Origin of the sequence: Uliginosibacterium silvisoli (assembly GCF_036017035.1) — a bacterium.
Lineage (GTDB): Bacteria > Pseudomonadota > Gammaproteobacteria > Burkholderiales > Rhodocyclaceae > Viridibacterium > Viridibacterium silvisoli.
Window position 1 is genome coordinate 192,424 of the sequence record NZ_JAYXHS010000003.1, and the last position, 11,576, is coordinate 203,999.

Here is an 11,576-nt window from a genome sequence, read left to right on the forward strand (position 1 = left end):
TCTAGGCCCCTCACTGAGAGAGACTCTCGTGAATGAAATGAAGAACAAGATATAACGCAGGAATATCGTCATTCATGATCACATGGTCATCATCTTCGGGATTGACTAGATTTGTCCTGCCGTTGCCCGTGAAGTCGAATTCCCCAATTGGTAAGTAGACCGTTTCAGGCACCTCCCTTTTGAGGTAGCACTTCACATTCCCTTCAAGCCCACCGCCTACTTTCTGAACTGACGTGAACACAAAGTGAAGCGTTCGTGATGCGAATGTCGTGGTAAAAAAACCTCGCTCAAGATAAAGCGATGAAGCAATACCTTTGAAGTGAAAGCCCTTTGAAGCTGTCTGTTGAGCAATGCAATTCGCAAACTTTTCAAATTGCGCCGCTAGCTGGTGGTGACGAGTGTCAGCGCTTTCAATTTTTGCACAGAGCTGATTCCATACGAGCATGCCTTCCCTCCTTGGGGTGATGTGTTCAAAGTAGAAATATCGGACCCGTTAGTTCGCATCTGACGGAGATCTTGATCAAGCCATGGGCATATGGCAAGTCAAATCATCCGCGAAAACCGTGCCAAAAACTCTTGACACGTCATTTGTTCGGGCGATGTCGCCACTGCTAAGGGCATGGGATCAGGATGCAGCCATTGTGTAGCTCATCACCGCGTCAATGCTGAACAGCGCTGTAACGGTCAGCGGTTGCCCAAGGGGCGGAGGCGGAAAAAAAGCCGACCCGCGCTAAAGGAAAAGGTAGGCGGCCGGTGTTTAGCGATTTGGAAAAACATTTCGACCCCCTATGGGGTAGACCGCCAGCCTCTCGGCCAGCGGTCCAGACGCACCCGTCGACGATCTGACACGATCAAACGGGCGAGACAAGCAAGGCAGTCAGAGCCCTGTCATTGATACGGATATGGGTGAGCATGAAGTATCTATTGACCGGACTTTCCTTCTGATGGGTCCGCGATTAAATGGGCATCTATGAATCCGTCGGTCATGTGTTCTGCAACCAACTCTCCACATTTTGGACAATAGGCTTGCTCTTTCTCTTTGCCGCCCGGAACTCCCATGCCACGCTCTGAGACTCTCACCTTGGCCCCACAATTCTTACATTCAGTATCGTAATCCCATCCCATTTGCATCTCCTTAGCGCGTCAGATCAACTTCAGATAGTAGTACGGATAGAAATTCCGGCTCGGCGAATTATTGTTGACAAGAGCATATTGTCACACGTGGGCGCGTACCGCATTTTCTTGGACGGTTGGGTTAGTCTGGCTTCACAAAGGTTGCGGAAGTGTCTGTTTTCTCCGCGTTGTGCCCTGACACGGGCACAGGTTCGGTGGCGCTCATGTAGTCCGCTGCCTCGTCGACACTCAGGCACAGCAACTGAATTGCGTGGAAGGCCACCACCGCGTCCACAAAGGGCAGCAGTTCCGGGATTGCTTCCAACTGCTTGCGGAAGTCGGTGAAGTATTTGCGCACAACGGCTGGACGGCTCATGGCTGTGGCTCCTGCGGTGCGGGTTGCTGTGCCGTGGCCTGCGTAGCGAGCCATGCGGGCAGCGGCAGGCTGTTGGCAGGCTTGCCGATAACGGTGCCACCATCGACAGGACCGTAGCCCACAGCCGCGCGTGCCTCGTCTGTATTGATGATTCCCGCATACAACAGCTTTGACAGAACGTCGGCACGCTCGACGCCTGAGCCTAACGCCACTTCGCCCACGTCATACTTGATCGTCTGCCCCAGCTTGCGTGATAGCTCCTGCTCGACGCGATGCATCAGCGGGCGAATCGTTGTCCTGTAAAACGCGCGGTGTGATTCAGTCGCACTGGCATAGGCGCTTGCATCCTTGACGCTTAGCAGCATTAGAGGAACACCCGTCATGCGGCTTGCTTCAGCCACGCTGAAGTCCAGAGTCTTGACGATATCGGCGTCCAGTGCGGACGGCAGACGGCGCAGCGTTTCCGGCTTCAGGCCAAACGAGAGAATCACCGCGCCACCGGCTGCACCCCGATTGCTGGTCTGTTCCATGTAGGCCGCGCGCAATTGCTTCATCTGGTCGACCGTCAGCTTTTCATCGGTCGACAGGAAGGCTTCCGCGTGACTGCCGTTCGTTTGCAATTGGCGGTAGATCGATACTGTCGCCATCAGTGCGCCGACCGACGTGCCGTAGCTCTCCGTCAAGCCATCCCCCACATAGGCGCTATACGCGTTACGGCACATGAGGTGCAGGTAGTCCTGCGGGTCAATGGGCTGACCATCGCAGCGATAGACCACGCCTTCCTGTTCGATAGCAGCGGACATGCGGAAGGCCTGCACGTGTTCCAGCACTGACGCCACGCCAGCAGCATTGCGAACGATGTGCAGCCAGCCATTGCCGGTCCACAAGCAATCGCTGACGCCTGCTTCAAGGTGGGCCGGGTCAATTGCACGCAGGCAACGTGCTGCGCCACTGCTGGGGGCTTCCTTGCCATCAGTGCCATAGACCAGCAGGGGCGTCGACGTCAGTTGCCCGGTCAGAATCTCGACGCCACGGCGCAGCGCTGCGAACCCTTCCACGGGGCCGGGGCCTTTTGCATCGTCCAGTGACGTACCCGCCTGCCAGCCGTCCGAGTAACGGGCGGGCAACTCACGCCGGGGCCAGCCCAGCCAGCGAGACAGGGAGGCGACAATCTGCATGGCTTACGGGCCGACAGGCGTGGTGTCCAGATAGGCGAAGATCACGCGCGCCGGATCGGTTGCCAGGAATTCGCAATCGAGCATCACGCGCAGCAGGACAGCGCCCTTTTCGTACATCCCCGACGCGTACGGATTCGTTGCAACCTCGATGCCCGCACCAAAGACCACTTGGTGGCATGACGTGAAGTCACCCGCCAGCACAAAGGATTTGTTCGGCTCAGCCTTGTCCAGCTTCACAGAGACTGCAGGCGGAGCCGCCATGGCCGACATGGCATTGACACCCAGCAGCGCGTCACCTGCACTCGTGACGCCAAGCCAATCGCGCACAGCCGGGCCGATGGCAACCTTGGACGTGGTGCCGTTGGCAATCTCGACCACACGTAATGCTGCTTGCAGCTCGGCGAAGGTGGCAAAGGCGCCACCATTCGTTGCGACGGTCAGCAGGCCTTCAGGGGCATTTGCCAGCGCTACCAGATGACCGATAACCGCATCGTCCATCGCCGCAGCGGCAGCAAACCGCAATTGCCCGGTAATCAGTGCGTCCATCAATGGACTGCAATCGATCAGCGCAGACCGGCGGATTTCTGCAACGGCACCCGTGGTGTGTGGATCGGCGGGCAGGCTGTCAAACGTGGCCGTCGTGTTGTTCACTGCAGTGTCACGGGGCACCCAGCCCAATTGCACGTTGCCGACCATGCGAGGCGCGAAGAAGGCACCCGCAGCGGCTTGGTGGACATTGATGCCCAGCAAGGGCGCGATAGCCGGAAGCCAGCTTGCGGCGGCAGTGAAGCTGAACAGGCTTTCATCGTTTGCCGGGCGGGCCAGTGACTGACCGACGTCGACAGGGGGCGTACCCGATGGCGGCGTAATGGAATCTTGTGCCTTGCGGATCGGCGCCAGCGCGCCCCATGGGACATGCGGCTTTGATGTGTCGCGGCCAGACTTGCGCGCGGTCTCTTGCGAGATTTCGCGTTCATAGCCCCAATCGTTGAAGGTCGGGTCGACCAGCCCCAGTAAAAGTTTGCTGACGGAAAACGGCGCCTGCTGGCGCGTGATGATGACGGGACCAGTCATGGCGGGTGCTCCTGTGTGTTCGGCGTGGGTGGCGATTGCCTTGACCGCTTGCAAGCGGGCCGTCTTGGCTTCAAGCCTGACAGTCAGGCCTTCGATATCGGCAATCATCTGGGCATCGTCGGGATGGGCGTCCAGAGCTTCGATTGCGCTTTCAAGCGTGTGGACGTCAGCTTCCAGCTCGACGGTCAGCGCACGCTGTTCGAGCGAAGCAATGTCGGGGGTGTTCGGGTCGGGCATGATGGGCTGTCCTATGTCGATGACATGGACGACCATAAGCCCGGTTTTCAGGAAGTCGGAAAATATATTTCTAGTGCTACACGATTTCCGCTTCACCAATCTGTTCGGACATTAGCGAGCGCAACAAACTGCCAAGCAGCGGTTCTTTGCCGGTGAAGCCCCGGCGTTCGAGGATACGCAACGCCTTGGCAGTGGCACAGCGCTCGGCGTAATCCACCTGATTGACAGTCAGCCCCAGTTCCCGGGCAACTTCTTCGCGGGTCATGACCTCCCTTGGCGAGTCGTGCCACTTACTTGCAGCAGGTGCCCGGTTGCGATGGCGGGGGGGCTGACCGTTTGGTGTCACGAGTCGCCTTCGGATAAGTGTGAGTCAGCGCGTGCTTCCCCATTCGTGCCATCAAACTTCATTTGTGCCGAACAAAATTGTTCGGCATGAATGGCTTTTGTTGGCACAACTGGCGCAGGCAAATACCAGATGGTCCCCCCACCAAATTCGCGACGTTTTGCCATTGCGCCAATTTCCTTGCGTGCCCTGCCAAGGGTGCGCTTTGAAATGCTATTCGCCTTTGCCATTTTCATCAGCTCCCTGCTTGGCACGGAGCCATGGGCCAGCACTTCTCGCAGGAACTTGACTGCAACTTCCACCGCGCTTTTTTCTTCGGTTTCGGGCGCTTCCACTTCGGACAAGATTTCGCGCGCCTCCCCCTCTATAACGTCGCCCCAATCGACACAGGAGACATACACCCCGCGCTCAACCTCCACCACGTTCAGGGTGTATTCAAAGCCACCACCGTCGGGGCCGATATTGCTCTTGGCGCGTACGAACACGCGCCGCTCATCCTCTCCGCTGCGTTCTTTTGCAGCGACGAGTACCACCCGGGCAAGGGCCGCAAAGGCAAGTGAACCGGTGATGCGCTCAACGGGATCACGCCCGCTCGTGCCTTTGGTGAAATGCGTAATGCCAAGCACGGCACAACGATGTTGTTGTGCAAAGTGGACGATGGCTTGCAGCCCGCGCCTAACCTCTGCGTTCTTGTGCGAATCGCCCTCGACAGCAGAGACGATGGGGTCGACGATGAGCAGCCGAACATCGCCAAGCTGCGTAGCCGCAACGTCAAGCGCGTGCATGTGCCGCGCAGGGTCAAAAGGGACGCACTCTGCACCCGTACGAATACCAGTGATGAAGTGGCATCTGGACAAATCCGCTCCTGCTGCCATCAGACGAGGTTTGAGCGTATCCCCCGGGTCGTCTTCCCCTGACCAGATCAGCACGTTGCCGAAATTCGTACAACGCACGCCGTCAGGAAATATCCCGCCTGCGGACACCGTTGCAGCAATTGCGATTGCCGCAGTCGTCTTGCCGCAACCGGGCGCGCCTGCAATGAGCGCCAGCTTTCCCGCTGGGACATAGCCAGACCAAAGCCAGACGACAGGCTCTGTGGGAATTTCGGCCGCGCAGATTAATGTCGCCTCAAAATATGTAGAGAGCGGGTTGTAGGAATCGATCTCGGCAAGGCTTGGCGGGTCCAGCTCATAAACGGACATGGGGGGCGCTGCTGTGATCCAGTCGGGTGGGGGTGGGGTGTGATCGGCTTCCGGGGGGTAGTGCATGACGCTGGCGGTGATCTGGCTAACCTCATCGGGGAGTAAGGGCGGGTGGCAGGCTGTGGCGTTGATGGCGGTCAGTGCGGCTAGAATGGTGTCATAATCTGCACCCCTGCGACGCAGGCCGCAGCCCATTCGAAACAGGGTGTCATTGCGCTTGCCTTCAGGGATGCCGTCCCCATTGTGTGCTTGGGGCTGGACGGGTGCTTGCTGGCCCTCGGCATGCACACCCAGCAGCGGATAAAGCCATTCAGGCAGCAGGGCGGGCTGTGGCACCTCCCCTGCGCTCAACTCGTAATCCAGCCACTCATATTTGCGGCCATCGATCTGTGATGGCTCGACCACGATCTGCCCGCCATGGGTGCGGATGTCGACGCCCGGGAGTTTATTGACGCCGTTATTGCAGCTCAGGCCTGCGGGAAGCTTGTAGACCAGATGGCGGCCGCCTGATTGCGTTTTGGCCGTCCATGTGCCCGTCAGCGTGCCGCGTGTGGCTGCGTACTCTTCCAGCGCTTCCAGACCACCCCCGGGCGTTTTGGTGTCGCAGTCAATAACCACCAGCCCCATCGGAATCGCAATGCCGATGTTGCAATCAAGACCATCAAATTTTGCGTAAGCCTCTGACGGCGTAAGTTTTTGACCGTCCGTCCAGTTTTTTTCCAACGGGATTTTGCCGTTCGGCTTGATGATGATGGGTGGCAAGCCTGAGGCGGCATACACCGCTGCAGCGTCAGCCAATGACATGGTGGTGCTGCGGATGCGCTCGGGACTATTCATGGCCGCCCCCCGTAGTCTCTACCACCAGCACAGCCTCACCCATTGCTTCAGCCATGCGGGCAAGAAACGCATTGCGGGCGGCCCGATATTTATCCATGTCGACCTTGCGCCGCAGATCGCGCTTGCTCGGCACATGGGGCGACCATGTGACGTCAAAAGCGCCTGCGGACGTAATGGAAAACTGTGCAGAGAACCCACCGCCCACGCGGTGAAAATCACTGCTCATGCGCGGCAAGGCACGCGTTTTTTTGTTCGGGGAATTCATCGGGTCTCCTGTTGGCAGGGAGAGCCCGGTCTAGCTACACTGGGGGTGTGATATTTCCCTTGTGTGCCGTCCGGGCAATGCTCCGTGACGGCATTTTTATTGGAACTGCTCGCGTGCGATCTCGACTTGCACCTGCTGCCAAGCCTCAGCAAACCTACTGCGAAAAACGTAAATTTTCCGGCCAACTTTTGTAAGGGCGCCCAATTCAATCAAGCGAGACTGGACATTGAGCAAGTGATAACTGGCGTTCGATGGATTGCCGAATAAAACGACGCCGAGCGGGTCTTGTTCGGAGAAACGAGCAAGGGTGATGGGCACCTCATCGGGTGGCGGCAAATTAGCCTGAGTAGCAACGTTCAAGATCATGAGAATTCCCCTGTTGGTTAGTACGCTCAAAACCCGGCTTGGCGAATCGGGTGTCAGGGGAACTCTAAGTAACTGGGCGAACGTATTCGGAAGGGGAAAAATCCCCTTCTAACCCGTGGTTATCTCGTTACGCCTTTTTCGCTTTGATTTGCCGTACGTACTCACGAGCGTCGTCGGCACTTGGCTTACGAAAATTCCTCCACTTCTGCGGCTCGCGTGCGCGAAGCACAGCAGCTGCATCTAGTAATCGTTCCCAGCCCATGTGTCGCGTGCGGCGCGTGGCATAGGCGGCGTCCAACAAGGGCCGCGCCCTGTCGACGCGATCTTGCAAATTCTGGTCACGCTTGGCCTTCCTGCGTTCTGGGCCAATTGCACGAAGCAGCGCTTCCAGCGCATCCCGCGCATGGTTAAGGCGAGCCTCGGCGTTCGCTCGCGCAATGAGCCACCCGACGTATCGCGCGTGCAGCTCTGCTTGCAGCGCCCTGCTCTGCTCGTGCTCGCTCGCAGCTTGGTCGATCCAGACGCCAGCCGACCGGGGTGTTGATGGCAAGGTAAGCAGTTCAGCCTTGGCGATGGCAACGTTTGCCCGTGCTCGTGAAAGTGCAGGGTTTGATTTCTTGCGGCGGGGCATCGGGACAGCTCCACAAAAAAAATGGGCATCCTGCATCGTTTTCTGATGCGCTAAACCGCCTTACCCATTCGTCCGTAAGCCGCGCCAATACTCGCTACTTTGTGTCATCACCGGTTGCGAAAAATGGCGAAAAGTAGCGCAAGTGCATAAAAAAACCCGGCACATTGGCCGGGTTGTTTTCGCTTCCTTCTAATCTATCCAAACACATCCTGCACGATGCTAGCGCGGCGCTTGACGTTCAAATGAGCGTAGCGCCGCACCATGGACATCGTTTTGTGTCCGCTGTGCTCTGCAATCGCGATGGCGTCCACGCCTGCTTCAGCCAGTCGACTGCATGAGGTATGGCGCAGCGTGTGGAAGGTCGCGCCTTCAATGCGTGCCTTCCGCATGGCTTTGGCGAAGCATTCGCGCCAGCTGTGGGGACGATGAGGATTAGCACCGCTAAAGACGTAGTCGGTGTCGAGCGCACCCAACCTGCGGGCTTTCCTGAACATGACGACAAGATCAGGCGTCAGGGGCGAAACGTGCGGCTCGCCGTTCTTGGTGCGCGCCACTTCAATGCGCGGATTGTCGTCATTGATCTTGACGTTTGCCCATAGCAACCCTTGCAAGGCGCCAGCCCGCAAACCTGTGACGATAGCTGTGCGCACCAACAGGGGCAGCAACGGCCAGCGCACCAGCTCGGCGGCAGCCATCAAACGGTCTTCCTCTTCGTGTGAGAGGTAGCGAACCAGACCCGGGTTTTCTTTCGCCTGCTTCATGCCGGACAAAGGGCTGATCCAGTCATGTGAAACCAGATCGTTGTCACGGGCAAAGGCGATCATGCTGCCGAGCGCGGCCCGATATCGGTTGATGGTCGGGCCTGAGCGCAAGCGGCCGTCGGCAGCAGGCTCTGTTTTGAGGGCGATTAATGCATCGCGGACTTGCGAACGGGTCAGCTCTTCGAGCATAGTGTCGCCCGCACGATCCACCCAGAACATTAGGCGGGGTTTGAGCATGCGGTCACGGCCTTGATTAAGGCGCAGGAAGATGTCCGCGATACGGGCGATTGTGAGGGTTTTTGAGGGCATTCCGGCCTCCTAGATGCATAGGATTCAAGGGAACACCCGATTGGCCGCCAAGCCTTGTATTGTGGTGCCGGGGAAGGGACTCGAACCCTTACACCTTTCGGCGGCGGATTTTGAATCCGCTGCGTCTACCAATTCCGCCACCCCGGCACGGGGAGCGCGGATTATCCCCGAAGAGGGGCCCCGTATCAAGCAAAGCTGCAGCAAATTGTCTGGCATCGGATTGCCGACCTTCTTCTGCTCCCCGGAATCCTGAAGTAACACAGAACAATTCATGGCTCTCACGCTGGACGATTTCGACTATCACCTGCCGCCCGAACTCATCGCGCAGACCGCCCTGCCCGACCGCGCCGCCTCGCGCCTGCTGGTCGTGGATACCGCAACGCACCCCGAGCCCCGCTTCGAAGACCACACGTTCCGTGAGCTGCCAGGCTTGCTGCGCGCCAACGACCTGCTCATCTTCAACGACAGTCGCGTGCTGCACGCCCGCCTGCACGGCGCCAAGGAGACGGGTGGCCAGGTAGAAGTCATGATCGAACGACCGCTGGGCGATCACGAGGCGTTGGCCATGATCCGCGCCAGCAAGTCGCCCAAGCCTGGCAGCCGCATCCGCCTGTGCGAGTCCTTCGACGTGGAAGTGGTGGGGCGTGCGGGCGCCTCGGGTGAATTCTTCCATCTGCGTTTCCCCGCCGACGACACGGCCGTCAATTACATAGAGCGCTACGGCAAGCTGCCCCTGCCGCCCTATATCGAACATGCTGCTGGCGAGTCGGACGAGACGCGCTACCAGACCGTCTATGCGCGCGAGCTCGGTAGCGTAGCGGCGCCCACCGCGGGCCTGCATTTCGACGACGCGCTGTTTGCCGAGCTCGACACGCGCGGCATCAAGCGCGCCTTCGTCACGCTGCACGTTGGCGCCGGTACCTTCCAGCCGGTGCGCGAGCACGACCTGTCGCAACACCAGATGCACCGCGAGCTGTACAGCATTCCGCAGGAGACCGTGGCAGCCATCGCGCACGCACGCGCCGCCGGCGGCCGCGTCATCTGTGTCGGCACGACCTCGTTGCGCGCAGTCGAGTCGGCGGCTCAGAATGGTCTGGTCGCGGGCAGCGCGGAGACCGGCATTTTCATCACGCCGGGCTACGAATTCCGCGTGGCGGATGCACTGGTCACCAATTTCCACCTGCCCAGGTCGACCCTGCTCATGCTGGTGTCGGCCATGGCCGGGATGACTACGATACGGAATGCCTACCTGCATGCCGTCAAGAACCACTACCGCTTTTTCAGTTATGGCGATGCCATGTTCATCGAGAAAGCCCCACAAGAGAAGTCCGCATGAAATTCGATCTGATCACCACTTCCGGCGCGGCTCGTCGCGGGCGTCTGGAGCTTGCCCACGGTGCGGTGGAAACCCCCGCCTTCATGCCGGTCGGCACCTATGGCACGGTCAAGGCGATGAGCCCGGAAGAGCTCACTGATATCGGCGCGCACATCTGTCTGGGCAACACCTTCCACCTGTGGCTGCGCCCCGGGCTGGAGGTCATCCGCAAGTTCGGCGGGCTGCACAAGTTCATGAACTGGGACAAGCCCATCCTCACTGACTCGGGCGGCTTCCAGGTGTTCTCGCTCGGTGCGCTGCGCAAGATCACGGAAGAAGGTGTGAAGTTCGCCTCGCCCATCAATGGCGACAAACTGTTCCTGACACCGGAAGAATCCATGCGCATCCAGCGCGTGCTCAATTCCGACATCGTGATGATCTTCGACGAATGCACGCCCTACCCCGCCTCGCATGACGAGGCCGCGAAATCGATGCGCATGTCGATGCGCTGGGCACGTCGCTCGCGTGACGAGTTCGATCGCGAAGAGAATCCGAATGCGCTGTTCGGCATCGTGCAGGGGGGCATGCATGAAGACCTGCGCGACGAATCGCTGGCAGGTCTCAACGACATCGGCTTTGATGGCTTCGCGATTGGCGGACTATCGGTCGGCGAACCAAAGGAAGACATGGAGCGCATCCTCGCCCACACCGCGCCGAAGCTGCCTACCAACAAGCCGCGCTACCTGATGGGCGTCGGCACGCCGGAAGACCTCGTCTATGGCGTGTCACAAGGCATCGACATGTTCGATTGCGTGATGCCGACGCGTAACGCGCGCAATGGCTGGCTGTTCACGCAATGGGGCAACCTGAAGATCCGCAATGCCGTGCATCGCGACGATACGCGTCCGCTCGACGAGGCCTGCGGCTGCTACACCTGCCGCAATTTCTCGCGCGCCTACCTGCATCATCTTGACCGCGCGCAAGAGATGCTCGGCCCGCGCCTGATGACGATTCACAACCTGTTCTACTACCAGCAACTCATGCAGGAAATCCGTGCGGCAATTGAAGCGAACCGATTCGCAGAGTTCGCTGTCGAATTCGCCGCCCGACGTGCACGGGGCGTGAAATAGCGCCCACACCTGCCGTCGGAGTACCCCGCAGCGCAATAGGGCCGGACCCCGTGCCCTGCTATACTCGCGCCCCTGAGAATCGAAGCCTTGGAGTAATAACGTGTTCCTGATTTCCGACGCACAAGCCCAGACAGCAACCGCAGCAGCCGATCCTACCGGTGGTTTCAGCAGCATCATCATGATGGTGCTGATGTTCGTGGTGCTGTACTTCCTCATGATCCGCCCACAGCAGAAGCGCGCCAAGGAACACAAGGCCCTGCTCGACGCTCTGGCCAAGGGCGACGAAGTCGTCACGGCAGGCGGCATGGCCGGCACCGTCATCGAACTGCGTGACACCTTCGTCAAGGTTGCCGTAGCACCGAACGTCGAAGTGCTGATCCAGCGCTCATCGATTGGCGCAGTGCTGCCAAAGGGCAGTCTTACTGCCTGAGGCATAGAT

At 59.0% G+C, this 11,576-nt stretch carries 13 protein-coding genes and 1 tRNA gene; 3 read left to right on the plus strand and 11 right to left on the minus strand.

The features are described 5' to 3' along the window. Positions 1 to 10: 10 nt before the first annotated feature. The 11 genes from VVD49_RS15650 to VVD49_RS15700 form a co-directional block, all read right to left on the minus strand. Positions 11 to 445, minus strand: coding sequence for a hypothetical protein (locus VVD49_RS15650; RefSeq protein ID WP_327600141.1), 435 nt, complete (start codon positions 443 to 445; stop codon positions 11 to 13). Between the two features lie 810 nt (positions 446 to 1,255). Further along, positions 1,256 to 1,489 (minus strand): hypothetical protein, encoded by a 234-nt coding sequence (locus VVD49_RS15655; protein ID WP_327600142.1) that lies wholly within the window; start codon positions 1,487 to 1,489, stop codon positions 1,256 to 1,258. Next, positions 1,486 to 2,667 carry a phage portal protein gene (locus VVD49_RS15660; RefSeq protein ID WP_327600143.1) on the minus strand — a complete coding sequence of 394 codons (1,182 nt, stop codon included), beginning with the start codon at positions 2,665 to 2,667 and terminating at the stop codon, positions 1,486 to 1,488. Before VVD49_RS15660 ends, VVD49_RS15655 begins: the two co-directional genes overlap by 4 nt. Before the next feature lie 3 nt (positions 2,668 to 2,670). Then, positions 2,671 to 3,978, minus strand: coding sequence for a phage major capsid protein (locus VVD49_RS15665; RefSeq protein ID WP_327600144.1), 1,308 nt, complete (start codon positions 3,976 to 3,978; stop codon positions 2,671 to 2,673). Between the two features lie 76 nt (positions 3,979 to 4,054). Then, positions 4,055 to 4,243, minus strand: a complete 189-nt coding sequence (locus VVD49_RS15670) for a hypothetical protein (protein WP_327600145.1) — start codon at positions 4,241 to 4,243, stop codon at positions 4,055 to 4,057. 77 nt (positions 4,244 to 4,320) lie between these two features. Further along, entirely contained in the window at positions 4,321 to 6,360 is a 2,040-nt protein-coding gene (locus tag VVD49_RS15675) for an AAA family ATPase (RefSeq protein WP_327600146.1), read from the minus strand. After that, positions 6,353 to 6,625, minus strand: a complete 273-nt coding sequence (locus tag VVD49_RS15680; protein WP_327600147.1) for a hypothetical protein — start codon at positions 6,623 to 6,625, stop codon at positions 6,353 to 6,355. The genes VVD49_RS15675 and VVD49_RS15680 overlap by 8 nt, the downstream gene beginning before the upstream one ends. 96 nt (positions 6,626 to 6,721) lie before the next feature. Then, the gene (locus VVD49_RS15685) at positions 6,722 to 6,991 is read right to left on the minus strand and encodes a hypothetical protein (RefSeq protein WP_327600148.1); all 270 of its coding nucleotides are present in this window, start codon (positions 6,989 to 6,991) and stop codon (positions 6,722 to 6,724) included. 127 nt (positions 6,992 to 7,118) lie between these two features. Further along, entirely contained in the window at positions 7,119 to 7,622 is a 504-nt protein-coding gene (locus tag VVD49_RS15690) for a hypothetical protein (protein ID WP_327600149.1), read from the minus strand. Between the two features lie 194 nt (positions 7,623 to 7,816). Beyond that, positions 7,817 to 8,692 (minus strand): tyrosine-type recombinase/integrase, encoded by an 876-nt coding sequence (locus VVD49_RS15695; RefSeq protein WP_327600150.1) that lies wholly within the window; start codon positions 8,690 to 8,692, stop codon positions 7,817 to 7,819. A 62-nt stretch (positions 8,693 to 8,754) separates the two neighbouring features. After that, positions 8,755 to 8,839, minus strand: a tRNA-Leu gene (locus VVD49_RS15700). A gap of 124 nt (positions 8,840 to 8,963) precedes the next feature. Here VVD49_RS15700 and queA point away from each other — a divergent pair. The 3 genes from queA (at position 8,964) to yajC (ending at position 11,567) form a co-directional block, all read left to right on the plus strand. Next, positions 8,964 to 10,028: a tRNA preQ1(34) S-adenosylmethionine ribosyltransferase-isomerase QueA gene (gene queA, locus VVD49_RS15705; RefSeq protein WP_327600151.1), complete on the plus strand. Its 1,065-nt coding sequence runs from the start codon at positions 8,964 to 8,966 to the stop codon at positions 10,026 to 10,028. Next, positions 10,025 to 11,137 carry a tRNA guanosine(34) transglycosylase Tgt gene (gene tgt, locus VVD49_RS15710; protein ID WP_327600152.1) on the plus strand — a complete coding sequence of 371 codons (1,113 nt, stop codon included), beginning with the start codon at positions 10,025 to 10,027 and terminating at the stop codon, positions 11,135 to 11,137. The genes queA and tgt overlap by 4 nt, the downstream gene beginning before the upstream one ends. Positions 11,138 to 11,237: 100 nt before the next feature. Then, entirely contained in the window at positions 11,238 to 11,567 is a 330-nt protein-coding gene (yajC, locus tag VVD49_RS15715) for a preprotein translocase subunit YajC (protein ID WP_327600153.1), read from the plus strand. Positions 11,568 to 11,576 lie beyond the last annotated feature (9 nt).

Bases quoted from the DNA above. Each gene is read 5' to 3' on its own strand.
- VVD49_RS15690 (WP_327600149.1), bottom strand. From the start codon at position 7,622: ATGCCCCGCCGCAAGAAATCAAACCCTGCACTTTCACGAGCACGGGCA.
- VVD49_RS15665 (WP_327600144.1), bottom strand. From the start codon at position 3,978: ATGCCCGACCCGAACACCCCCGACATTGCTTCGCTCGAACAGCGTGCG.
- VVD49_RS15660 (WP_327600143.1), bottom strand. From the start codon at position 2,667: ATGCAGATTGTCGCCTCCCTGTCTCGCTGGCTGGGCTGGCCCCGGCGT.
- VVD49_RS15655 (WP_327600142.1), bottom strand. From the start codon at position 1,489: ATGAGCCGTCCAGCCGTTGTGCGCAAATACTTCACCGACTTCCGCAAG.
- queA (WP_327600151.1), top strand. From the start codon at position 8,964: ATGGCTCTCACGCTGGACGATTTCGACTATCACCTGCCGCCCGAACTC.
- VVD49_RS15675 (WP_327600146.1), bottom strand. From the start codon at position 6,360: ATGAATAGTCCCGAGCGCATCCGCAGCACCACCATGTCATTGGCTGAC.
- VVD49_RS15650 (WP_327600141.1), bottom strand. From the start codon at position 445: ATGCTCGTATGGAATCAGCTCTGTGCAAAAATTGAAAGCGCTGACACT.
- VVD49_RS15685 (WP_327600148.1), bottom strand. From the start codon at position 6,991: ATGATCTTGAACGTTGCTACTCAGGCTAATTTGCCGCCACCCGATGAG.
- VVD49_RS15680 (WP_327600147.1), bottom strand. From the start codon at position 6,625: ATGAATTCCCCGAACAAAAAAACGCGTGCCTTGCCGCGCATGAGCAGT.
- VVD49_RS15695 (WP_327600150.1), bottom strand. From the start codon at position 8,692: ATGCCCTCAAAAACCCTCACAATCGCCCGTATCGCGGACATCTTCCTG.
- VVD49_RS15670 (WP_327600145.1), bottom strand. From the start codon at position 4,243: ATGACCCGCGAAGAAGTTGCCCGGGAACTGGGGCTGACTGTCAATCAG.
- tgt (WP_327600152.1), top strand. From the start codon at position 10,025: ATGAAATTCGATCTGATCACCACTTCCGGCGCGGCTCGTCGCGGGCGT.